Origin of the sequence: Streptomyces sp. YIM 121038 (assembly GCF_006088715.1) — a bacterium.
GTDB lineage: Bacteria > Actinomycetota > Actinomycetes > Streptomycetales > Streptomycetaceae > Streptomyces.
In genome coordinates this window covers 147208-169797 of record NZ_CP030771.1, presented here as the reverse complement: position 1 = coordinate 169797, position 22590 = coordinate 147208, and the positions used below count along the sequence as shown (strand labels likewise).

General features: G+C 72.9%; 19 protein-coding genes. 2 read left to right on the top strand and 17 right to left on the bottom strand.

The features are described from left to right. Positions 1-65 precede the first annotated feature (65 nt). Positions 66-1559, bottom strand: coding sequence for an alpha/beta hydrolase (locus C9F11_RS00735; protein ID WP_138957386.1), 1494 nt, complete (start codon positions 1557-1559; stop codon positions 66-68). Positions 1560-1752: 193 nt separating this feature from the next. On the opposite strand from C9F11_RS00735, the gene C9F11_RS49615 reads away from it, so the two are divergent. Continuing rightward, entirely contained in the window at positions 1753-1875 is a 123-nt protein-coding gene (locus tag C9F11_RS49615) for a hypothetical protein (protein WP_269078066.1), read from the top strand. A gap of 12 nt (positions 1876-1887) precedes the next feature. On the opposite strand, the gene C9F11_RS00730 is transcribed toward C9F11_RS49615, so the two are convergent. Then, on the bottom strand, positions 1888-2883 hold the full coding sequence (locus C9F11_RS00730) for a helix-turn-helix domain-containing protein (RefSeq protein WP_138957385.1): 996 nt from the start codon (positions 2881-2883) through the stop codon (positions 1888-1890). A 341-nt stretch (positions 2884-3224) separates the two neighbouring features. Between C9F11_RS00730 and C9F11_RS00725 the strand changes: the two genes are divergently transcribed. Next, complete coding sequence (locus C9F11_RS00725; protein ID WP_138957384.1) at positions 3225-3920, top strand: phosphatase PAP2 family protein; 696 nt, start codon at positions 3225-3227, stop codon at positions 3918-3920. A gap of 7 nt (positions 3921-3927) precedes the next feature. On the opposite strand, the gene C9F11_RS00720 is transcribed toward C9F11_RS00725, so the two are convergent. The 15 genes from C9F11_RS00720 to C9F11_RS00650 are packed head-to-tail and all read right to left on the bottom strand — an operon-like array spanning position 3928 to position 22583. After that, positions 3928-5271, bottom strand: a complete 1344-nt coding sequence (locus C9F11_RS00720) for a glutamate-1-semialdehyde 2,1-aminomutase (RefSeq protein ID WP_138957383.1) — start codon at positions 5269-5271, stop codon at positions 3928-3930. 7 nt (positions 5272-5278) lie between these two features. After that, positions 5279-5830 carry a dTDP-4-dehydrorhamnose 3,5-epimerase gene (gene rfbC, locus C9F11_RS00715; protein ID WP_138957382.1) on the bottom strand — a complete coding sequence of 184 codons (552 nt, stop codon included), beginning with the start codon at positions 5828-5830 and terminating at the stop codon, positions 5279-5281. Next, positions 5827-7035 (bottom strand): polysaccharide pyruvyl transferase family protein, encoded by a 1209-nt coding sequence (locus C9F11_RS00710; protein ID WP_249401528.1) that lies wholly within the window; start codon positions 7033-7035, stop codon positions 5827-5829. Before C9F11_RS00710 ends, rfbC begins: the two co-directional genes overlap by 4 nt. Beyond that, on the bottom strand, positions 7032-7979 hold the full coding sequence (locus C9F11_RS00705) for a glycosyltransferase family 2 protein (RefSeq protein ID WP_138957381.1): 948 nt from the start codon (positions 7977-7979) through the stop codon (positions 7032-7034). The genes C9F11_RS00710 and C9F11_RS00705 overlap by 4 nt, the downstream gene beginning before the upstream one ends. Next, the gene (locus C9F11_RS00700; RefSeq protein WP_138957380.1) at positions 7976-9265 is read right to left on the bottom strand and encodes a hypothetical protein; all 1290 of its coding nucleotides are present in this window, start codon (positions 9263-9265) and stop codon (positions 7976-7978) included. Before C9F11_RS00700 ends, C9F11_RS00705 begins: the two co-directional genes overlap by 4 nt. A 5-nt stretch (positions 9266-9270) precedes the next feature. Next, on the bottom strand, positions 9271-10524 hold the full coding sequence (locus C9F11_RS00695) for a DUF4910 domain-containing protein (protein ID WP_138965848.1): 1254 nt from the start codon (positions 10522-10524) through the stop codon (positions 9271-9273). A gap of 20 nt (positions 10525-10544) precedes the next feature. Continuing rightward, a complete protein-coding gene (locus tag C9F11_RS00690; protein WP_138957379.1) occupies positions 10545-11579 on the bottom strand; it encodes an NAD-dependent epimerase/dehydratase family protein in 1035 nt (344 codons plus the stop codon). Between the two features lie 3 nt (positions 11580-11582). Further along, positions 11583-12230 carry a PIG-L family deacetylase gene (locus tag C9F11_RS00685; RefSeq protein WP_138957378.1) on the bottom strand — a complete coding sequence of 216 codons (648 nt, stop codon included), beginning with the start codon at positions 12228-12230 and terminating at the stop codon, positions 11583-11585. Next, positions 12227-13057 carry a glucose-1-phosphate cytidylyltransferase gene (locus tag C9F11_RS00680; RefSeq protein WP_138957377.1) on the bottom strand — a complete coding sequence of 277 codons (831 nt, stop codon included), beginning with the start codon at positions 13055-13057 and terminating at the stop codon, positions 12227-12229. Before C9F11_RS00680 ends, C9F11_RS00685 begins: the two co-directional genes overlap by 4 nt. After that, positions 13054-14316 (bottom strand): class I SAM-dependent methyltransferase, encoded by a 1263-nt coding sequence (locus C9F11_RS00675; RefSeq protein ID WP_138957376.1) that lies wholly within the window; start codon positions 14314-14316, stop codon positions 13054-13056. Before C9F11_RS00675 ends, C9F11_RS00680 begins: the two co-directional genes overlap by 4 nt. Then, on the bottom strand, positions 14313-15590 hold the full coding sequence (locus C9F11_RS00670) for a glycosyltransferase (RefSeq protein WP_138957375.1): 1278 nt from the start codon (positions 15588-15590) through the stop codon (positions 14313-14315). Before C9F11_RS00670 ends, C9F11_RS00675 begins: the two co-directional genes overlap by 4 nt. Positions 15591-15598: 8 nt before the next feature. Further along, on the bottom strand, positions 15599-16912 hold the full coding sequence (locus C9F11_RS00665; protein WP_138957374.1) for an O-antigen ligase domain-containing protein: 1314 nt from the start codon (positions 16910-16912) through the stop codon (positions 15599-15601). 1 nt (position 16913) lies between these two features. Beyond that, positions 16914-18449 (bottom strand): right-handed parallel beta-helix repeat-containing protein, encoded by a 1536-nt coding sequence (locus C9F11_RS00660; RefSeq protein ID WP_138957373.1) that lies wholly within the window; start codon positions 18447-18449, stop codon positions 16914-16916. A 7-nt stretch (positions 18450-18456) separates the two neighbouring features. Beyond that, entirely contained in the window at positions 18457-20412 is a 1956-nt protein-coding gene (locus C9F11_RS00655) for an alginate lyase family protein (RefSeq protein ID WP_138957372.1), read from the bottom strand. Then, the gene (locus tag C9F11_RS00650; RefSeq protein WP_138957371.1) at positions 20409-22583 is read right to left on the bottom strand and encodes a bi-domain-containing oxidoreductase; all 2175 of its coding nucleotides are present in this window, start codon (positions 22581-22583) and stop codon (positions 20409-20411) included. Before C9F11_RS00650 ends, C9F11_RS00655 begins: the two co-directional genes overlap by 4 nt. Positions 22584-22590 lie beyond the last annotated feature (7 nt).

Genomic DNA, 22590 nt, shown 5'->3' with positions numbered 1-22590 from the left:
CGTTTCGGCAGCGCCATGAGCGTGCGTGCCGGGCGCCGCTGTGCAGACCTAGCGCAGCCGGTTACTCACCTCGACGGCCAGGACGGCAGCGCGGGGCAGCTGGTGCCCCGGGGCGGGACCGCCAGGTCGGTGAGGTAGCTGTCCACGGCGCCCTCCATGCACGGGCCACTGGTGACGCTGCCGTGGCCGTGGCCCTCGTAGGTGAGGAGCACGCCGCTGCGGCCGAGCTGCCGGGCCACCGAGACCGCCCACGGGTAGCCGGTGGCGGGGTCGTGCAGCGCGTTGGAGACCAGGATCGGTGGGGCACCGTGTGTGTCCAGGCGGTGCTGCGGGTTGGGGGTCGGCGCGCCCAGGCATGCCGCTGCCATCTGGATCGGCAAGAGGTGCGGCAGGTCTGGCGCGGTCGTGTTCGTCATGGTGACGAGCGAGGCGTACTCCTGGTAGTCGCGCACGGGCAGGTGCCAGTCCGAGCAGAAGACCGGGGTGGCCGGCGGCAGCGGCGCGATCGAGGTGGGCGACGAGGGCAGCGGCTTGCTCGCGTCCATCCCCGCGATCGCGGTGGCCAGGCCCGCGAAGTCGGCCTGGTAGAACTTCCGGAACGCGACCTTGTTGACCAGGTCCGAAGGTGACAGCGAGGTCCCGGGCTTCGCCGGGTCCTCCAGCTCGCCGCGCCCGGCCCGGGCCAGCAGGCCCTGCCAGACGTCGTGGACGTCGCGACCGTGCAGCGCGCAGTCCGCAGCCGCGTCGCACCACTTCACGAACTCCTGGAAGGAATCCTCCGCCGTGGCCGCCTCGGCGCGAAGGAAGCCACGGGTGGTCGGGACGCTGTGGTCCATGACGCTCTCCAGCACCATCGCGCGCACGCGGCGCGGGTAGGTCTCGGCGTACTGCGCCCCGAGCAGCGTGCCGTACGAGCTGCCGTGGAAGGTCAGTTTCCGCTCGCCGAGGGCGGCCCGGAGGGCGTCCAGGTCCCGGACCGTCTGGGTGGTGTCAAGGTGGTCGAACACCGGGCCGGTGCGGGCCCGGCAGTCGGCACGGAGCCGCCTGTTGTACGCCATGGTGGCGTCGAAGTCCGCCTGGCTCTTCAGCTCCGGTGACGGGCGCTGGGCAAGCAGGTCGACGGAGCAGGCCACCGGGTTGCTGCCGCCCACACCGCGCGGGTCGAAGCTGACGATGTCGAACCTGCGGCGGACCTCGGGGCTGAACCGGCTGATGCCGCGCATCACCCTGTCCACACCTGAATCGCCCGGCCCGCCGGGGCCGAACACCATCGAGCCGACGTGTGCGCCGGGGCCGGTGGCCTTGCGGCGGGCCACGGCCAGGTCGAGCCTCGGCCCGCCCGGGTGGGCCCAGTCGACCGGCACCGAAAGAGCGGCGCACTCGGCTCCCGGCTGAGCCGGGGCGTCACACGGCTCCCACCGCAGGGCCCCGGCGGCAGACGGCGACGCGTGCACCGCCGGAGCGGCGGCGAGGCCGGAGACGGCGACGGCGGCCCCCACGGCCATGGCCGTGCCCCGCGCGGCGATGCGCCGCACAGCGGATCTGTCCCTCAACGGCATGGATTCACCTCATGAAGAGAGCGGTTGTGTCGGGCAGACGGACCCGGCCGGGGCACCGTCGTCACGTTAGGCGCACCGCCGCTCCTGCGATGCCCCTGTCAGGGGCATATCCGGGTCAAGTCGGGGACTTCTCAGGGGCGATCGGGGGCCAGGGCGGAAAACATCAGGGCCGGGTCAGGGAAACCATGACCTCGTGGCTGCCGGGGAGGGACCCGCCCGAGCCGGGCAGGCCATGGAGGTCGACATCGAGGGCGTCGGCGTCCCGGCCGACCCCGTGACGGCGGAATCGGTGCTGTCGGCGCCGGGCCCGGCTTGACGCGCCGCGTCGTCACTCCTCGCCCGCACCACCCGCACCGCCCGCCGTCGCGCGGAACTCCCGCGGAGTCACCCCGTACTCCCTCCTGAAGACACGGCTGAAGGCCGCCGCGCTGGTGAATCCCCACCGTGCCGCGATGGTGTGGATGGGCACGGCGGCGTAGCGGTCGGCCACGAGGTCGGCGCGGCACCGGGTCAGGCGGCGGTGCCGGATGGTGGCCGCCACCGTCTCGTCGCGGTGGCGGAACAGCCAGTGCAGGGTGCGTACGGACAGGTGGTGGTGCGCGGCGATCGCCGCCGGGGTCAGCCGCGGGTCGGAGAGGTTGGCGTCGATGAAGGCGTCGACGCGGGCGAGCCGCATCCGGTCGCCGGACTCGGGCGGCACCCGGTCGCGGGCGTCGGCCCAGTCCCCGAGGAACGCGGTGGCGAGCTCCCAGGTCGCGATGCCCACCCGCGCCGCGGCGGACTCCTCCAGATGGGCCGCGTCCTCGGTGACGCCGAGGAGGTGGCGGGCGAGGATGCCCGCCATGCCGGTGCGGCCGGGCACGGCGTTCGCGAGCAGCCGGTCCACCTTGGCCGTGGGCAGGGGCAGACCGGTGCGCGGCAGGTGCAGGATGATGGCCTTGGAGATGCCGTCGTGCGAACCCGCGAGGCCCCTTCCGTCGAACGGCAGCGAGGTGCTCCACAGCACCAGGTCACCGGCCGCCATCCTGGCCTCGTTGCGGTCCTGGGTGATCCACATCTCCGTGCCCCGGATCAGCGTGAGCTGGTAGTCCTCGGGGTCGGAGTACCGGATGAGCGCGGGCGTGCGCTCCGACCTGATGGCGGGGAACGACATGACGGTGAGCCGCACGGCGCCGAGCTGTGCCATGCCCGCGGTGGCCGGGAAGTCCTCGGCGTGGTCGGTGGTGATCCGGGTGGGCGCGACGTCCTGGCTGATCAGGTCGCGCCACCACTCGAAACGGTGCTCCGGCTCTACGACGGCACTGTGCAGCACGGTGAGACTCATCGACTCGACCCCCGTGGGCTACTGGTGACGACTGGTCTCCTACCAGCCTCACCAGCACAGCCCCGGCCGACAAGCGACCGCCCGGCCGATCAGTGGCCGCCAAGGCCGGGGAAACAGCGGTTTGCCGCGATCGGGTTGTTAGGGTGGCCAAGACGAGGGCCGGACCTCTGAGTTGGGGCCGCGCAGCCTGACGCTCCCACGGAGCCGTGCGGGTCTGCAGCGGGCGCGGTCACGGCCGCTGGAAGGTGCGTCGGACACGACGGGGGGCTCGCGTTGGAACGCCTGGCCGGAGCGGAACGGGAACGGCTGGACCGCCGCCACGTACCGGACGCGGTGAGCGGGTGAACGGCCGGACGGCGCCCCCGGTGCTGCCCCCACCGCTGCGCGCCGGGCTCGCGCTGGTCGCGGCCCTCGCCACGCTGGTGGCCGTCGTGATCGGGTTCATGTACGCCGACCACAGCCAGTCCGGCGCGGTGGACACCTGGATCGTCGATCCGACGGCGGACAGCGTGGGGCCGCCGTGGCGGCGCGTCGCGCTGGCCACGGACTTCCTGGGGGAGCCCGCCGGAGCGGCGCTCCTCGTCGTGGCCGCCGTGACGGGCTGCCTGCTGCTGCGGCACCCTCGCGCGGCGGTGCTCGTCGTCGCCGGGGCCTTCCTGGCCGTCGCGACGACGACGCTGGGCAAGCACCTGGCGGGACGCACCATCCACGGCGGCAGCCTGTCCTACCCGAGCGGACACACCGCCTTCCTGACCACGCTCGCCCTCGCCCTTGCGCTGGTCGCGACCGGCAGGCTCGGCCTCGGCAGGACGGCCGGCACGCTCCTGGTGCTCGCCGCGGCGCTGGTCGCCGGTGCCGCCATGGGCTGGGCACAGGTCTCCCTCAGCGCGCACTACCCGACCGACGTCCTCGGCGGCTGGTGCACCGCCCTGGTGGTGGTACCGGCGACCGCGTGGCTGATCGACCGGACCGCCGACCGGCTGGCCGACCGCACGGACGACCGGTCGGCCGACGCCGGTCGGCAGGAACAGCTCTGACGCCGCGTCACACCAGGCGGCGGAACACCGGCTTCACCGGCCGCCCACCGAGCCAGGGCGTGGGATCGCCCGCGTCCAGGGCCTTTCGGTAGACCGCGCACGCGTCGGCCACCACGTCGACGGTGTGGTCGATGTCGGCGTCGCTGAGCGCGCCGCTCACCACGAACGACGGGGCGAGGACCCCGCCCGCGAGGAGTTGGCGCAGGAACAGGGTGCGGTACTCCTGCGACGGCTTCCCCCTCTCGTCGAGGGTGGCGAAGACCAGGTTGCTGGCCCGGCCCCGGACGACGAGGTGGTCGCCCACACCCATCCCGGCCGCGGCGTCGCGCACACCGGCGGCCAGCCGCTCGCCGAGGGCGTGCAGCCGCGCGGTGACACCCTCCTCGGCGTAGGTGGCCTGCACGGCCATCGCGGCGGCCAGGGAGTGCGTTTCCGCGCCGTGCGTGGTGGACAGCAGGAACACCCGCTCGCCGGAGTGGCGCAGGCCGCCCCGCTCCATCAGCGCGCGGCGCCCGGCGAGGGCGGAGACGGCGAAGCCGTTGCCCAGCGCCTTGCCGAACGTGGAGAGGTCGGGGACGACGCCGTACAGGCCCTGGGCGCCCGCCTCGGACCAGCGGAAACCGGTGATCATCTCGTCGAATACCAGGACGCAGCCGTGCCGGTCGGCCAGCGCGCGCAGGCCCTCCAGATAGCCGGGCGGAGGCTCGGTGTGGCCCGCGGGTTCGAGGATCAGACAGGCGATCTCGTCCTGGTACCGGGTGAGCAGCTCCTCCGTGGCCACCAGGTCGCCGTAGGGGAACGCCACGGTGAGTTCGGTGGTCGCCTCCGGAATGCCCGCCGACATCGGCGTGGTGCCGATGAACCAGTCGTCGACGGAGAAGAACGGATGGTCGCCGCAGCGGGCGACGCGGGGGCGCCCGGTGACGGCGCGGGCGAGGCGGACCGCGGCGGTGGTGGCGTCGGAGCCGTTCTTCGCGAACTTCACCATCTCGGCGGTCGGCACCGTCGCCAGGAAGCGCTCCGCGGCCTCGACCTCCACGATGGACGGCCGCGCGAAGTTGCTGCCCCGGTCGAGTTCGCGCCGCACCGCCTCGGTCACGCGCGGGTGGGCGTGGCCGAGGCTGACGGAGCGCAGCCCCGAGCCGTACTCGACGTAGCGGTTGCCGTCGACGTCCCACACGTGGGCGCCCCGGCCGTGGCTGATGACCGGGGCCAGGTCCTCGGGGTACTGGTCGTCGCCCTTGGCGTAGGTGTGCGCGCCACCGGGGATCAGCGCGTGCAGCCGCTCGTTCGCGCTGCGCGACCGCGGCAGGGTGAACTCCGCGGCCCCTTCGGTGTGTCGGGTGTCCACGACGGCCTCACTTCTCGCTGTGCTTCAGGACCTCGGCGAGGCTCGGCGCCTCCCGGTCCCGCTGGGACATCAGGGTGACCGGCAGCGGCCACGGAATGTCGAGCTCCGGGTCGTCGAAGGCGATCGTCACGTCCTCGGCGGGGTCGTGCGGGCGGTCGATCCGGTACGACGTGTCGGTGGTCTCGGTCAGCGCCTGGAAGCCGTGTGCGCACCCCGCCGGGATGTACAGGGTCCTCTGCGTCTCGCCGGACAGCTCGAAGGTGGCCACGTTGAGATAGGTCGGCGAGTCGGCCCGCAGGTCCACGACGACGTCGAAGATCTTCCCGTACGAGCACCGCACCAGCTTGGCCTCGCCCCTCCCGGAGCGCAGGTGCATGCCGCGCAGCACGCCACGGACCGAACGGGACACGCTGTCCTGGATGAACGCGTTCGGGTCGAGGCCCACCGAGCGGAGCACGTCGGCGTCGAAGGTGCGGCAGAAGAAGCCGCGTTCGTCGGCGTACGGCGTGGGCTCGAACAGGAACGCGCCGTCGATCTCCGGGACTTCGGTTGCTTTCATGGGGTCTCCCGCAGGGCGTGGGCGTGGTCGGTCGCAGGGAACAGGGCCGTGGTCAACTCGGCGAACTGGTCCTGGAGTTGCCGGGCGGCGAGTTCGTTCCGCTCGGTGAGGGTCCGGCGCAGCTCCGCCGACTGCTTCTCCAGCGCCCGGAACTGTTCGAGGAGCCGGTCGGCGTCGACCTCGCGGGCCGGGTGGCAGTACGCGCCGAGGCCCATCCGGTCCATCAGGGCGTCGCTCTTCGCCGCGTAGCTGAGCGCGAGCGTCGGTGTGCCCGCCTTCAGCGCGCAGATCAGGTTGTGGTACCGGGTCGCCACCACCGCGTCGGCGGCCGCCGCCTCCTTCATCAGGTCGGCGAGCGAGGCCGCCTCGGCCGCGGTGACCAGCGGCGAGTCCACCGCCTCGCGGATCGCGGTGACCACCGTCGCGTCGACCCCGTCCCCGGTGAGCAGCCGGACCGGCCTGCCGTCCTCGACGAGGGCGCGGACGAACCGGGTCACTCCGTCGAGGTAGCGCCGGTGGATCTCCTCGGCGCGGGCGCGGTCGTCGTTGCCGCCGTGGAAGGCCATGACGCCGACGCAGACCGTGCCCGAGGGCGTGCCCGCGGGGGGCGTCGGCAGGGCGAACGCGAGGTCCGGGTAGACCCCGTCGCGCGCGGTGTCCACGCCCATCTCCCGCATCGCGTCACGCGACATCGCGTCCCGGTACGACCGGTACGCGGCGAGCCGCGCCGACCGCCGCACCAGCGCCCGGGTCGGCCGGTCGGCGATCGGGGCGGCGCCGACGCCGACCAGAGCGACCCGGGTCCGCAGCACCCGGCCGCTCGCGCAGAGCAGGAAGAGCGCGTACGGGAAGCCCCAGGGCCGCAGCGGCAGCGTGGCCTCCAGGACGCCCATGCCCGGCACGATCACCACGTCGTGCTTGCGCACCCAGGCGGCGGTGCGGACGGCGTCGACGAGTTTGCCCAGGCCCTTGCCCGCGATCGCGCCCGCGCGCGACGCGGTCCGGTACTCCCCGCGGTACCAGTGCAGCCGCGTCGCGGGGATCCGGTACCGGGCCGCGACGAGCTCGGGCCCGCCGCACAGCGCGTCCACGACCGCCTCGGGGTGCTCGGTGCGCAGATAGCCGAGCACGGCCTCCAGCGACCCGTCGTTGCCGAGGTTGCCCGAGCCGAGCAGGCCGAACACTCCCACCCGTACCGCCGTCACGTCCGCTTCCCCTCGCGCCCGGCGACGAGCGCGTCGAGGGAGACGTCGAGCTTCGCCGGGTCGACCGGGGCGCGGTCCTCGACCCGCTCCCCGGCGCCCGGCCGGGCCCGGCTCGCCGCCCACGCGGCCAGGTGGCCGTAGCACGCGCGCCGGTCGGCCGCGGACAGCGGCGTCCGCCGGACCGCCGCGACGAAGCCCCAGACGTACTCGGCGAGCAGCCGCGGCGTCGGGTGCAGCAGACCCGCCCGGCGCGGGTCCAGATTGACGCACCGGGAACGCTTGGACGGGTTCGCCCGCTCGGCGCGCGTGGGGTGGTCGCGGCGGAAGTACAGCAGCTCCGGCACCTGGTGGAAGGGCCCGCGCAGGCCGATCTCGGCGACGAACGTGCGGTCCGCGTGGTGGTAGCTGTTGTGCGGCCTCACCCGGCGCAGCACATCGGCCCGCATCACCCCGTAGAAGTCGTCGCCGCCCGGCTCGAAGAGCATGCTGCGGAACCGCTCCGGGGCGCGCGGGGAGTCGGTGGCGAGCGTGTACGCGTACGGGACCTTCACCCGCCCCTCCTCGTCGATGACCGCCTGGTCGGCGTGCGCGAGGATCACCTCCGGCCGCTCGTCCAGGGCCTCCACACAGCGCCGCAGCAGGTCACGGGCGTACAGGTCGTCGTGCGAGGCCCACTTGAACAGCTCGCCGTGGCACTGGGTGAACACGTAGTTGTGGTTCGGCGCCGCGCCGATGTTCCGGGGCAGCCGCAGATAGCGGACGCGCGTGTCCTGCGCGGCGTACTTGCGGCAGATCTCCTGGGTCCCGTCGGTCGAGGCGTTGTCGGAGATGACCAGCTCGAAGTCCTCGTAGGTCTGGCCGAGCAGGGCATCGAGCGCCTCGGCGAGGTACTCCTCGCCGTTGTACACGGGCAGGCCGATGCTCAACCGGGGATGGGCGGTCATGACGTCCTCACTTCGGGAATGGGGGAGTGGTGGCGCTCGCGCAGGGCGGACCGCAGGTGCAGCCACCACACGGCGGAGCCGATCGACGTGGCGGCGGCGACGCCCCAGGCCGAGCCGACCGTGCCGGCCACGGCCGCGCCGCCGAGCCCGCCGACGACGTAACAGGAAGAGGCGATCAGCTGGCAGCGCAGGCTGCGCCGGGCCGCGGCGAGCGCGCGCAGACCGGCCGCCGCGCCGGTGCCGAGGCTCGCGCCCGCGACACCGAGCGCGGCCGGAAGGATCAGCTCCGACGCGGAGTGCCAGACGCCGCCGAGCACCAGCTCGCCGAACCGGTCCGGCACGAGGAGCAGCGCCGCGCCCCACAGCAGCGCGGCGGCGGCCTGCCCGCCGCCGAGCAGGAAGCAGAACGCCCCGAGCCGGTGCGGGGCCCTGCGAAGCACCCGGGCCGCCTCCGCGACGGTGACCAGGGAGAGCCCCATGAGGACCGCCATGAACGGGCCGAGCAGGAGCTCCGCTCCCCGGGTCACCCCCACCGCGCCGACCCCGACGATCGCGCCGAGACCGTAGGCCCGCAGCTGGCTCGCGCCGCTGTTGCTGACGTTCTCGACGAGGTAGCGGGAGCCGAGGTCCCGGTGCTCGCGCAGCCACTCGCGCGCCCCGGCCGACCGGGGCCGGATGCCGGACTGGAAGCAGCCGTACACCGCGGCCACCGCGGCGGACCCGCCCCAGGCCAGCACGAAGGCGGCCACGCTGCCCGCACGGGCGGCGAGGACCATGGCAGGGACGAGCGCGACGCACCACACGAGGTCGTTGACGAACGCCTTCCGCCCGGTGCCCGCGGCGAAGAACGCGAACCGCCACGCGTCCTGGAGGAGCAGCCCCGGCAGGACCACGCCCAGGCAGGCGAACGCGAGCCCCACACGGCCGCCGACAGCGAGCCCCGCCACCAGGGACACCGCGCCGAGTGCGGCACCGACACCCAGCGCGGTCCCCGACGACCTGGCCACCGCCGTGCGCCAGGACGCGGCCGGCACGCCGCTGAAGCGCACCACGAGCGGGTCGGTGGCCAGGCCCCGGGAGACGTTGAGCACCACGCCGTAGGTGACCCAGGCCAGGCTGAACACGCCGAACGCGGTCACCCCCAGCGAGCGGGCCACGTAGATGCCCACCGCGAAGTTGGAGATGCTGGACGCCGCCTGGTCGGCGAGCCCCCAGGACAGCCGTCCGACGAGGGCGCGCCTGGCGGATCCGGCCGGTGCCTTCGTCTTCTCCCCTTCGGTGGTCATGGGCGTCACGCCTTGAGCAGTTCGGCGGCGCCCAGGGCGTCGGCCGCGGCGGCGACGGTGTCGAACGGCAGCCCGGAGCGCTCCGCGACGTCGAGCAGACTGTGCTCGCCGTCGGAGAGGCTCAGCACCCAGAGCATGGCCATCTGGGCCTGCTTGGTGTCGCTGCGGCCGCCGAGCGCGTCGTACAGACCACGGCGGCCGAGCTGCGGTTCGCCGTACGGGCTGAGGTTGACGTACCGCCGGTTGCGGTCGAGGACCGTGAACGCCTCGCGGCAGACGGCGAGGGTGTCCTCCATCGCCTCCGGGGAGACGAAGTCCGGATCGTCCGCCGAGGTGTGGTACTCGGGGTACCCGGCGTACGGGGTCCGGCTGAGCGAGCCCACACCGAGGTCGAACCCGGGCGAGCAGTACTGCCGCTCGTCGTAGCCGTACGGCGTGAACTCGGTGACGCGGTGCGGCCGTTCGGAGGCGGCGAGCACGTGCGTCAGCACCCGGTCGATCTCCGCGTCGCCGCGCCTGCTCCGCTTGTACGTCAGCTGCCCCCGGTCACCCGCGCAGGCCAGGACGAGGCCGTGCTTGACCTGGTCGATCCGGTCCGCGTTGCGGGCCAGCCAGGTGATCGCCCCGATGGTGCCGGGCGCGAAGACGAACCGGTAGGTGTAGTACGGCGCCCGCTCCGCGAGGGCCCGGGCCAGGAACGTCGCCACCGCGACGCCGGCCAGGTTGTCGTTGGCCAGCGACGGGTGGCAGACGTGACAGGAGACGATCACCTCGTCGGCGACCTGCCCGGGGACCACGTGCTCGGCGTAGGTGAGGTGGCCGTCGGCCAGCGTGGAGTCGACGCACACCTCGTAGTCGCCGTCCGGCAGCCCGTCCAGGGTCTCCTGTGCCAGACAGAACCCCCACTCCGGCTTGTAGTAACTGGTGCGGTACGGCACCCAGGACGGGTGGTCCGGCAGGGTGTGCAGGTGGCCGCGGAGTTCGGCCAGGGGCAGGGTCGTCGAGACCGGCACGCTGTAGCCGAGCACGTGCAGGCTGGACGCGGCGAAGTCGACGACCCGGTTGCCCGAGCTGTCGGCCACGTACGCGTCCCGGATGTTCCACTCCTGCGGCACCGTCCAGTCGAGCACCTGCGTCCCGGTCGGCACCTCGTGCACCTGGAGCGGGACGTACTCCCCGACGATGTCCAGGGTGGCGCGCACGCCGTCGCCGGTGATGCTCCGGCACAGCGGGTACATCCGCTCCACCAGGGCGTGCATCTGTGCGCCGAGCGTGGTGGTCACCGGCGCCGCCGCAGGGTGTCGTCGACGGCACCGGCGTCGGAGGCCGCGCGCAGCACGGCGAGCCGGGTGAAGCGCTGCTCGAACTCCTCGCGGGTCAACCCGTGCTTCCGGTAGGCCTCGGCGAGTTCGAGCGCGCCACGGCGCACCGTCCACTCGCAGTCGAAGCCGGGGATCGCGGCGCGGAACCGGGAGAAGTCCACGCGGTAGGAGCGCGGGTCGGCGCCGCTCTCCCCGGTGATGTTCACCTTCGCCCCCGGCACCGCGTCGGCGACCTGCTCGGCGATCTCGGCGACCGTGACGTTGTTGACCTCGCTGCCGATGTTGAACGCCCGGTCGTGCACGGCCTCGCGCGGCGCGGTCAGCGCGGCCGTGAACGCGCGGGCGATGTCGGCGGCGTGCACCAGCGGGCGCCAGGGGGTGCCGTCGGAGAGCACCAGGACCTCGCCGGACAGCAGCGCGTGGCCCACCAGGTTGTTCAGCACGATGTCGGCGCGCAGCCGGGGCGAGTAGCCGAAGGCGGTGGCGTTGCGCATGTACACCGGGGTGAAGTCGCCGTCGGCGAGCGCGTGCAGGTCGTCCTCGACCCGCACCTTGGACTCCGCGTACGGCGTCACCGGGCGCAGCGGGGCGTCCTCGGCCACCAAGTTCGACAAGTCGGGGTCGCCCGCGGCGCCGTACACCGAGCACGTCGACGCGTACAGGAAACGCCGCACTCCGGCGTCGCGGGCCAGCTCGGCGAGGCGCACGGAGGCGTGGTGGTTGATGTCGTAGGTCAGCTCCGGCGCGAGCGAGCCCAGCGGGTCGTTGGAGAGCGCGGCCAGGTGGATCACGGCGTCCACCCCGGCCACGTGCTCGGCCGTGACGTCCCGCAGGTCCACCCGGTGCCCCTGCGGGTCCGCGGGCGCCGGGCCGAGGACGCAGTCCGCGAACAGGCCGGAGTCGAGGCCGACGACCTCGTGCCCGGCGGCCGTGAGGACCGGGGCCATGACGGTGCCCAGGTAGCCCTGGTGCCCGGTCAGAAGTACGCGCATGGTTCAGTTCCCCAGGTTCAGAGTGAGTTTGGTGACGGCGAACGCCTCGGCGTAGCGCGCGTGGCATTCGATGCCGCGGATCCGTGCCAGGCCGAGGAAGGCCTCCCGGTCGTACCAGGGACGGTGCCGCTGCGAGGGGTAGTGCTCCTGCAGCAGCCGCACCTTCTGCTCGGCGACCTCCGTCGACAGCGGCTGGTACGCCGCCGGACGGCCGAGGTCGCCGTCCCACTTGACGATCTCGTAGCCGAGGACCAGGTGGTCGCGGAACGCGGTGGGCATCAGCTGCGCCAGGCCGCGGTGGTCCTGGTGCGCGTCGTCGGTGCGCGGGGCCAGGACCAGCTCCGGGTCGGTCTGCCCGCGCAGCTCCTCGACCGCGGCCTTGGCCTCGTCCCAGTGCACGGGCATCCGGCCGTCCGGCAGCTTGAGCACGGTCAGGCGCAGGTCGGCGCCCGGGCAGAAGGCGGCGAGCGCGGCCCGCTCCTCCTCCTCGCGCTCGGTGCCGCCGCCGGAGAGCACCAGGGCGTCGACGCGCAGGCCCGGCCGCGCGAGGCACAGCGTCAGGAGGGTGCCGCCCGCGCCGATGGCGATGTCGTCGCAGTGCGCGCCCACCGCCGCGATCCGGTCCAGGCGCCCGGCCCCGAGCCGGATCACGCGGTCCTCGCTTCGGCGCCGGCCCTGCCGCCGAGCGCGCCGGTGGCCGCGCCGCCCTGCTCCCACACGGCCCACGGACGGTCGCCCCGGGCGTAGGCGGCGTCCAGCGCGGCCCGCTCCTTGACGGTGTCGGTCGGCTTCCAGAAGCCGCGGTGCTGGTGCGCCACGAGCCGCCCCTGCTTGGCCAGTTGGGCGCAGCCGTCGGCGACCAGGTCCCCGTTCTCGGGGATGTGGTCGAAGACCTCCTGGCGGAGCACGAAGTAGCCGCCGTTCTCCCACAGCGGCATGTCGCTCACCGCCGTGATCCCCCCGACCATGCCGTTCTCACCCAGCTCCACGCAGTGGAACGAGGACTGCGGCGGCACCACCATCATCGACGCACCGGCGTCGCGCCGGGCGAAGGAGTCGATCATCTGCGGCAGGGGAGCGTCGGTGAGCACGTCCGCGTAGTTGGCGAGGAACATCTCGTCGCCGTCCAGGTGGTGGCGCACCCGGCGCAGGCGCTCCCCGATCGGCGACTCGACGCCGGTCTGCGCGAACGTGATCGTCCAGTCGGATATGTCGGTGGAGAGCAGCTCGGTCTTCCCGCCCCGCAGCACGAAGTCGTTGGACGCCGTCTCCTCGTAGGTGAGGAAGAAGTCCTTGATGTGCTGCGCCCCGTACCCGAGGCACAGGATGAACTCCGTGTGCCCGAAGTGCGCGTAGTAGCGCATGACGTGCCAGATCAGCGGTCTCGGGCCGACCATCGCCATCGGCTTGGGCACGTCGTCGGAGGCACCGCTGCGCATCCGCATCCCGTAACCGCCGCAGAACAGTACGACCTTCATGCTGTGCTCTCTTTCAACGACGTGGCCTCGACGACGCTCAGTTCCGGGATGGGGAAGACCAGGCGGCCGCCCCACTCGTGCACGTAGGACAGCTGCTCGACCAGCTCGGCCCGCAGGTTCCACGGCAGGACGAGGACGTAGTCCGGCCGGTCGGCGGCGATCCGCTCGGGCGACAGGATCGGGATGCGGGTGCCGGGGGTGTACCTGCCGTGCTTGTAGGGGTTGCGGTCGACCGTGTACGCGAGCAGGTCGGGCCGGATGCCGCAGTGGTTCAGGAGCGTGTTGCCCTTGCCCGGGGCGCCGTAGCCGACCACCGTGTCGCCGCGCTCGGCCGCCTCGATGAGGAACTTGAGCAGGTCCCGGCGCACCTTGGCCACCCGCGCGCCGAACTCGGTGTACCCGGACAGCTCCTGGAGCCCGGCGGCCTTCTCCCGGGCCAGCACGTCGGACACCTGGGGGGACGGCTCACCGGCCACCTCGGCCGGCCGGGCCCACAGCCGGATGGAGCCGCCGTGCGTGGGCAGCAGCTCCACGTCCACGAGCGCGAGCCCGCCGCTGGCGAGGGCCCGGATCGCGGACGCCACCGTGTAGTACTGGAAGTGCTCGTGGTAGATCGTGTCGTACTGGTTCTCCTCGATCAGGGTCAGCAGGTGCTGCACCTCGATGGAGACCCAGCCGTCGTCGGCGACCAGGGCGCGCAGCCCCTGGGTGAACCCGACCACGTCGGGGATGTGCGCGTACACGTTGTTGGCCACGACCAGGTCCGCCGGGCCGTGCTCGGCGCGGACGGCCGCGCCGGTCCGGGGCGACAGGAACTCCGTGAGCGTGGGCACGCCCGCGTCCCGCGCCGTGGCACCGACGTTCACCGACGGCTCGATGCCGAGGCAGCGGATCCCCCGGTCCACCACGTGCTTCAGCAGGTACCCGTCGTTGCTCGCCACCTCGACCACGAAGGCGTCGGAGCCTTCGGCGCCGAGCCCCACCCGTCGCACGGCGTCGGCGACGAACGTGCGCGCGTGCTCCACCCAGGAGGTGGAGAAGGAGGAGAAGTACGCGTACTCCTTGAACGTCTCCTCCGGTGTGATCAGCGCGGGGATCTGCGCCAGCCAGCAGTCGGTGCACACCCGCAGGTGCAGCGGGTACGCGGGCTCCGGCTGATCCAGCTGGTCCGCGGCGAGAAAGCTCTCGCACGGCGGGGTCGCCCCCAGATCGACGACGCTCGCCAGCGCCGCCGAGCCACAGAGTCGGCATCGTGTCATCTACTGCCCCCATCCCTGCTCGCGCGGATGCCCCGCCGCGAGCCAGTGCTCGTGTTTCCTGACGGCGGCGCGCTGTCCCCGCCGCCCGACCGCCCCGCGATCGCGGCGCGGTACCCCTCCACCAGGCGCTCCAGGCCGACGACAGGACTGAAGTCCTTCTCGTAACGGCGCCGGGCCGCCTGGCCCATCTCTTGGTTGCGGCCCCCGTCGGCCGCGACCCGGCGGATGCAGTCCGCGAGCGAGGCGACCTCGCCCGGCCGGTGCAGCAACCCGGTCACTCCGTCCTCGACGAGCTCGACGAAGGCGCCGTGACCGGCCGCGACGGACGGGACCCCCGCCGCCATCGCCTCCGCGACCACCAGGCCGAACGTCTCCATGGACATCGAGGGCGCCACCACGGCGACCGACCGCGCGACCGCCCTGCGGCACTCCTCGGGGTCGTACAGGCCGACGTAGCGCACGTCGTCCCGGCCCGCGGCCCAGGCGGTCACCTCCCGCTCCAGCGGCCCCGCGCCCGCGAGCACGAGCGGCACGCCCACACCGCCGCGCGCCGCGACCTCGTCCCACGCGGACATGAGCAGCCGCACGCCCTTGGCCTCCGCGAGCCGCCCGAGGAAGAGCACGTGCTCCCCGTCGCCCGTGCGGCAGGCGCCCGGGTCGGGCACGAAGTTGTGCTTCACCGAGAGGCGCTCGGCCGGCATGCCGGTCCGCACCAGGACGTCGCGCTGCGCCGCGGAGATGCAGAAGAACCGCTCCACGCCGGACCACCACCGCCGCCGGTTGACCGACAGGCTGACCGCGAGCGGCACCGTCGCGAGCCGCGAGCCGCGGTAGCAGCCGTGCCGGACGGCGGGCAGCGGCACCCGCGACCCGGCGCACTCGGTGCACACCCGGCCGTCCCGCTGGAGCGTGCCGGGCGGGCAGACCTGGGTGTAGTTGTGCAGCGTGGCGACGGTCGGCACACCGGCGTCGGCGCAGGCGGCGAGGACCGCGGGCGACAGGAGCGGAAAGACGTTGTGGACGTGCACCACGTCGGGCCGCGAGGCGCGGAGCCGGGCGGTGAGCTCCGAGCGGACCGCCGGGTTCCATGGCACGAGCAGCGGCACCGCGGCCTTGGCGAGCAGGGACCGGTCGGCGATGTCGTCGCTGCGCCGCTCGAACACGTCGACCCGGTGACCGGCCGCGCGCAGCAGCCCCACCTCCTCGTCGACGACCCTGTTCTCGCCGCTCGGCTGCGCCGATGAGTAACGGTTGTGTACTACAAGGACGTGCATGCTCACCCTTACCTCCGGGCCCATCGCGGGATACGTCGTCGAGGGACTTCGGCCGCCGGACCGGGAACCCCGGCCGTCGCGAGGGACGGGGCCGCGGCGCCCGGCACCAACAGCGAGGCGGCCAGGGCCAGATGCAGCAGATACGGCGAGGCGTCACCGAGCCCGGCCTCGGTGTACGAGGACATCGCGCAGTAGCTGATCAGGAAGATCGCGCAGGCCCTCGGCAGCGACGGCGGCCGCAGCAGCGCGACCCCGCCGAGGATGCCGATGAACGCCGCGACCAGGGTGATGCCGATCAGGCCCTGCTCGTGATAGACGGCCAGCCAGCTGTTGTCGATCGGAAGGCCGCCGAAGGACTTGTCGCCCAGGCCCGTGCCGAACACCTTCTCCCCGGTCGTCCGGGGCGCGGCGAGCAGGGCGTCCCAGACCTTGGCCCGCCCGGTGAGGTTGGAGAGGCCCTCCTTGCTCTGCCCGCGCATGAACCACGCCTGTAGCGCGGAGCTCAACGCCACCGTGGCCACCGTCGCGCACACCACCGTCCAGGCGAAGAACCGGCGGGCGGCGGCACTGGTCAGGACGAGCGAGCCGATCGCGAGCACCAACCCGACGATCAGGCCGAGCGTGGCCGTCCTGGTGTGGGTCAGCGCGAGCAGGACGAGCGAGGGCACGATGATCATCGCCGCGTTGGCGCCGGTCGTCAGACGGCCGAGGGTGAGCAGCACGGTGAGCCCGATGATCACTGCGGCGTACTGTCCGATCTGCGGCGGGGTGAGCGGCCACAACGCGCCGACGAGGCGCCCGCCGTAGTACTCCGGCCTCGCCGTGCCCGGTGCGACGACCAGGCCCGCGGCCACCAGGACGAGCACCGCGAAGTACATCCGGATGTGATGGCGGACGAACGTCATGCCCCCGTCCCACCAGCGGCTGAGCAGCCACAGCGTGCCGACGAAGAGAGCGAACCGGAAACAGCGGAACAGCGCGCCGAACCCGCCCTCCAGATCCGCGCTGGAGATCACGCTCGGCACCAGGAGCAGGGTGAGCAGGAACACGAAGGCGCTCGGCCGGATGCGCAGCCGCAGGTTGAGCGCGAGCGCCAGCGCGAAGGCGGAGACCAGCGCGCCCATGGTGGCCATCTGGATGAGGGAGCGGGGCAGCGGCAGGATGGTCTTCGCCCCGGCGGAACCGAGCGTGTTGAGACCGAGCAGCGCCCAGACGATCCCGACCGCTTTCGGCGTCGCCTCCGGGCGTTGTTCCACCTCGGGCCGTGCGCCCGCCGTGTCAGGACCGTTCGGCGGCCCGCCGCGCATCAGGTCCCCGCCCATCTCAACCACCGGCCTGGGCGTCGAAGGTGCTGCCGGCGTCCTGCTGGTACGGCGCGCTCTGCCACTGCCCCGTCTCCAGCTTCCGGCTCTGGTCGCCCGCGACGAAGCTCCACGGCCCGCGGTAGACGTTGTCGTGCCAGCGGTTGCGCTGCTTGTGGGTGATCGCGTCGGCGACCCGCTTGCCCTTGTACGGCGACCACTTCGGATACGTGCCGTAGTTGGCGAGGACCGCCATGCGGCCGCACTCCTCCGTGCACTTGACGACGGCGGTGTCCAGGACGAAGCGGTTGTCGTGGATGTCCACCCGCTGGGTCTTCCACCGGCAGTCGGCGTACAGCGGCGCGGTGGCGATCCCCGGCCGCGCGCAGCGGTCGAGGTCCTTCACCAGCAAGGTGCAGTAGCCGGTCGAGGTGTTGGCCGGGCTGTTGCAGAACCGGTCGGCGTTCTCCCACAGGGTGATCCCGGACCAGTTGTTCTCCAGGACGTTCCGGTAGATCTCGATCTTGTTCGTGCGGGCCTTGATCCGCGGTTCGCCACCGGCCTCCGACACATAGATCGTCGCGTACGGGAAGTCGTCGTCGCGCTGGGCGTACTTGCGGCCCTCGACCCAGTTGTTCCGCCGGATCGTGTTGTTCCGGATGACCGCGTTATAGCTGGTCTCGTACATCAGCGCGGCACCGTCGTTGGCTTCGAGGACGTTGTTCTCGATGCGGAAGTCATTGTTGTTGTTGTCCGCCCACAACCCGGCGCCGCGGTTGTCGTGCACCCAATTCCCGCGGATGTCGGCGCCGTTGACGGCCCAGAACTTGATCCCTCCGGTGCAGCCGCAGCCGGGCTTGCGCCGCTCCCAGTCGTCGGTGTTGTTGCCCACCACCTCGTTGCCCTCGACCACCAGGTGCTGGATGGAGTCACCGGTCTTGTAGGCGTTCATCCCGTACTGCCCGTTGCCGCGCAGACAGCTGGCGCGGACCCGCTGGCGGGCACCGGCCATCAGCCCGGCACCGGAGTTGTACTGGATCTTCGCGTGCTCGATGACCCATCCGTCGGCCATGTCGTGGTTGACCACGCCCTCGTTGTTCGGCGCGACGAAGCGCTCCACGGTCAGATGGCGGATCGTGACGTCGCGGGCCTTGCCGCTGAACGCGTACTGGTTGACCTTCCGGCCGTCGAGCACCGCGCCCGGCGCACCGAGGTAGCGGTTCCCCTCCTTGGTCATGACCTGGGCGTAGCGGTCCCGCTCGAGCCGGTGCCTGCCCGGTCGCAGCCAGAACGTGGTGTGCGGCGGGTTGCTCCTGGTCTTCGCCGCCAGGTCACCGACCACCGCGGGGTCGACCGTCACCGCGCCCGCGGGCGCCTTCGCCGGGCCGGCCGCGGGCTTGGCGCACACCCGGGCCACGGTCGCGGACGGCTTCGCGGCGGACGACTTCGCCCGCGAGCCCGACGTGCTGTCGCTGTCGCTGTCGCAGCCGGCCGTCGCGAGCAGGGCCAGCGCCAGCGGTGCCGCCGCCAGCGCCCAGTGCCGCCTCTTGAACACCACGCGCCCCCTAGCCGCGGAACCTGAGCACGGTGGTGAACCCCTCCGCGCCGTCGGTGAACCCGCTGCCGATGAGCGTGGTGGCGGGCTCCTTGCGGCCGAAGCCCGCGGAGTACCAGCCGAGCGGCGGCTCGCTCTCGCCGCGGTGCGCCCGCCAGGACAGCTCCCCGGGCAGGTCGAGCACCGCGGAGCGCTCCTCGCCGTCCCGCGTCCAGGTCAGCAGCGCCCAGTTCCCCACCAGGTCGGCGGCGATCGCCGGACCGAGGTGGAACGCCAGGCGCACGGCCCGGCGCGGGCCGCGCACCTCGTCGACCACCCTCAGCTCCCGGCTCGCGGCCGTCAGCTCCACCCGGCGGCGGTGCACGGAGCCCTCGTACCCCTCGTGCTCGGCGGACCAGCGCGCCACGGCCTCGTCGGACGTGTCCGCGGCCAGGACGCGCGTCCGGGCGTGCCGGGTCCACAGGAACGGGCCGCCGGAGACGGACTGGTCACCGCCGTCCAGCTCCAGGGTGTTGTGGCCGATGGTCGAGCGGAAGTACTGCCGCCACGCGGGCTGCCCGTGGTAGCAGAACGTCCCCGGGTCGGCGAGCACGTCCACCCCGTCGTGCCGCACCTCCACGGACAGCGCGTCCGCGTGGGCGTGCGCGGCGATCGACAGGAAGCCGTGCGGACCGCCGTCGCAGCGGCACCAGATCTCCTCCGCACCGCGCAGGATGGTCATGCCCGCGTCGGCGAAGTGGGCGGGACGGCTCACCGGGCGTGCGCTCGCCCCGCTCGCGTACGGCCGGACGAGCGCGGCGAGCAGCGGGGTGCGCACATCGGTGCCGGTCACCTCCGGCCACCAGGCGAGCCGCCCGAACACGGCCTCCCCGGTGGCCAGGAGCGAGCCCCAGCGGTGGGTGCCCGCGCCGTCCACGACCAGACCGTGTCCGTCGTCCGCGTCCCCCTGGCGCGGCGGCCGCAGCCGGTTGTCCACGACGGCCGCGAGCGCGTCGGTCATCCGCAGCAGCACCAGGCGGAGCGAGGCGGGCACCGGCACGTCGGCGGCGTCCGCCTCGGCCACCGCGGCCAGACCCAGCTCCAGGACCAGCCCGTGGTACTCGGTGGCCAGCTCGCGGTTGAGGCCCGAGGGGAAGGTGTTGCCGCGCAGCTGCTGCTCCAGCGACCGCAGCGCGTCGGCCCGCCACCGCGCCGAGGAGGGGAACCACCCGAACGCGCAAGCCGCGGCGAACTGCCCGGCGGCCTCGGCGATGACGTGGTTGTTCGCCGAAGAGCCCCGGCTGGGAAAGGCGGCGAGCCAGCGCTGGTGGTGCCAGATCTGGTTCAGCGCCACCGGGTTGTCCTCGAAGAGACCGGCCGCGCCCGCCCAGCCGTCGAGCAGCCGGCGGACCCACACCCAGGAGAGCAGCCGGATGCCCAGCTCGATGCCGCTCACCCAGTGGACCCCGCGCAGCGGCGGGTTGGCCGCCCACCACGACCGCAGGTGCGCGGCCACGCGCTCGGCGTACCGCTCGTCCCCGGTCACCGCGTAGGCGGCGGCCAGCACGGTGAGGTACTGATGCCGGGACAGCTCCCAGATCTGCTTGATGTCCCCGGCCGCGTCCTCGTCGCGGTAGGGCACGTCGAAGGCGTAGCCCCACGGGGCCCGGCGCCCGGTCTTCGGGTCGTACCACCAGTCCGGGTCGACCAGGTCGTCGCGGTCAACGCCGAAGTACGTGGCGTGTCCGTCGAGCAGCCGGTCCGCCTCGGCGACGAGACGCTTCGCGGCGTCCGGCGCCACCGCGGCCAACGTCCCCGCGGGCAGCGTCGCGGTGAACCGGGCGCCGGTCACGCGCGGGCAGTGCGGCCGCGCCGACCGCCACCGCCGCTTGCGCACCGCGTCGCCCGCCCGGCCGCCGACCTCCCGCGGTCCCATCCGGGAGAGGCGCCGCAGGTACCAGCCCGCGCTCCCCGAACTCACCGTCATCGCGTCCTCGCCAACGTCACCGGGGCGCCACCGGCCAGGCCCGCCCCCACGGCGAGGGTGGCCGCCGTGGTGGCGACGAGGGACTCCAGCGGCACCGGCATCGGCCCGCCGCTCCGCACGGCCTTGACGAACGCGGCCAGCTCGGCGTTCTGGCCCTTGTCCCGGGCCTTGGGCAGCCGCGAGGAGACCCACTTCTTGCGCCCGTAGACCGAGGCGCGGACGAAGTCGTCGAGCTGCAGCACCTTGCCGTCGGCCACCAGGTCCAGCGTCTCCTTGGGGAAGGCGGCCGAACCGGTGGTGACGTAGCTGATGGTGGCGGTGGACCCGTCCGGGTAGCGCAGCACCACCTGGAGGTCCTCGTTGCCCGACGAGGCGACGGAGTACACCGAGACCGGGTCGGCCCCCAGCAGCCAGCTCGCCGTGTCGATGAAGTGCCCGCCCTCACCGGCGAACCGCGAGCCCTCGCTGCCCTGCTGGAGGTACCAGCTGCCGTGCTGGAGCCGGCCCGCGTTGACCAGGTAGCGCAGGCTCGCCGGACCGGTCCGGGCGCCGAACCGCTCCTTGGCCTCCTGGAGCAGCGGTGCGAAGCGGCGGTTGAAGCCCACCTGCAGCCGGTCGTTGCCGGACTCCTCCACCGCCGCGAGGACCCCGGCCAGCTCGTCCTCGGTGAGGGCCAGGGGCTTCTCCACGAACACCGCCTTGCCCGCCAGCAGCGCCTTGCGGGTCAGTTCGGCGTGCGAGCTGTGCCGGGTGACCACGAACACCGCGTCGATGGACTCGTCACCGAGCACGGCGTCCAGATCGGTCGTCGCATCGGCAAAGTCGAACTTCCGGCGCGCGTTGGCCGCCGACAGCGCCGTCGTGGTGACGACGGTCGACAGCTCGACGCCCTCGCGCTGCGCGAGGTGCGGAAGCAGCATCGACGTCGCGTAGTTCCCCGCGCCGACGAACGCCAGCTTCACCGGCGAACCGGCGGCCCGGACCGGACCCCGGCGCACGCTCACCGCGGGCACGGCCACCGCCGGTGCCTCCGCTTCGGCCGGCTGTGCGTCGGGGTACCGGAACAGCACGGCCACGGCCTTCAGGTCGCCGTCCCCCAGCCGCTGGTACGTCTCGACGGCGTCGTCGAAGTCGGCGACGTGGGAGACCAGCGGCTCCACGTCGACGCTGCCGCGCGCGACGAGATCGAGGAAGCACACCAGATTGCGGCGCTCGGTCCAGCGCACATAGCCGATCGGGTAGTCACGGCCCTCCAGCTCGTACTCCGGGTCGTAGCGCCCGGGGCCGTAACTGCGGGAGAACCGGACGTCGAGCTCCTTCTCGTAGTACGCGTTCCACGGCAGGTCGAGGCGGCACTTGCCGATGTCGACGACCCGGCCGCGGTCCCGGCAGAGCCGGGCGGCCAGCTCGACGGGCTGGTTGCTGCCGCCACCGGCGGCCAGGTACACCTGGTCCACGCCGTGACCGTCGGTCAGCTCGGCGACGGCCGCCTCCACGGCCGCGGCCCCGGGATCGCCGCAGGCCGCGGCGCCCAGGCGCTCGGCGAGCTCGCAGCGCGCCGGGTCGGGATCGACCCCGACGACACGGACCCCCGAGGCGGCGAGGAGCTGCACCACCAGCTGCCCGATCAGGCCGAGCCCGATGACGAGGGCCACGTCGCCGAGTTGCGGCTCGCCCCGGCGGACGCCCTGCATCGCGATCGACCCGACGGTGCCGAAGGCGGCATGCCGCGGCGCGAGGCCGTCCGGCACGGGGGCGTAGAGGTTCTTCGGCACCCAGTTCAGCTCGGCGTGCAGCGCGTGCTCGTTGCCCGCGCAGGCCACGACGTCGCCGACCTTCACGTCGTCGATCCCGGAGCCGACCTGCTCGACCACCCCGCACAGCGAGTAGCCCAGCGGCGTGTAGGAGTCCAGCTTGCCCATCACCTTGCGGTAGGTGGCGGGCACCCCGTTGGTGGCCACGCTCTGCATGACCTTGGCCACCTGGTCGGGGCGGGAACGGGCCTTGCCGAGCATCGACATGCCGGCCTCGGACACCTTCATCAGCTCGGTCCCGGTGGAGATCAGCGAGTAGGCGCTGCGGACGAGCACACCGCCCGGCTTGCACCCCGGCACCGGCACGTCGAGCACCGCCAGCTCGCCGCTCTTGTAGTTCTGTACAACTTGCTTCACCCGAACT

Bases quoted from the DNA above. Each gene is read 5' to 3' on its own strand.
- C9F11_RS00735 (WP_138957386.1), bottom strand. From the start codon at position 1,559: ATGCCGTTGAGGGACAGATCCGCTGTGCGGCGCATCGCCGCGCGGGGC.
- C9F11_RS00730 (WP_138957385.1), bottom strand. From the start codon at position 2,883: ATGAGTCTCACCGTGCTGCACAGTGCCGTCGTAGAGCCGGAGCACCGT.
- rfbC (WP_138957382.1), bottom strand. From the start codon at position 5,830: ATGAAAGCAACCGAAGTCCCGGAGATCGACGGCGCGTTCCTGTTCGAG.
- C9F11_RS00705 (WP_138957381.1), bottom strand. From the start codon at position 7,979: ATGACCGCCCATCCCCGGTTGAGCATCGGCCTGCCCGTGTACAACGGC.
- C9F11_RS00700 (WP_138957380.1), bottom strand. From the start codon at position 9,265: ATGACCACCGAAGGGGAGAAGACGAAGGCACCGGCCGGATCCGCCAGG.
- C9F11_RS00695 (WP_138965848.1), bottom strand. From the start codon at position 10,524: ATGCACGCCCTGGTGGAGCGGATGTACCCGCTGTGCCGGAGCATCACC.
- C9F11_RS00690 (WP_138957379.1), bottom strand. From the start codon at position 11,579: ATGCGCGTACTTCTGACCGGGCACCAGGGCTACCTGGGCACCGTCATG.
- C9F11_RS00680 (WP_138957377.1), bottom strand. From the start codon at position 13,057: ATGAAGGTCGTACTGTTCTGCGGCGGTTACGGGATGCGGATGCGCAGC.
- C9F11_RS00675 (WP_138957376.1), bottom strand. From the start codon at position 14,316: ATGACACGATGCCGACTCTGTGGCTCGGCGGCGCTGGCGAGCGTCGTC.
- C9F11_RS00670 (WP_138957375.1), bottom strand. From the start codon at position 15,590: ATGCACGTCCTTGTAGTACACAACCGTTACTCATCGGCGCAGCCGAGC.
- C9F11_RS00665 (WP_138957374.1), bottom strand. From the start codon at position 16,912: ATGGGCGGGGACCTGATGCGCGGCGGGCCGCCGAACGGTCCTGACACG.
- C9F11_RS00655 (WP_138957372.1), bottom strand. From the start codon at position 20,412: ATGACGGTGAGTTCGGGGAGCGCGGGCTGGTACCTGCGGCGCCTCTCC.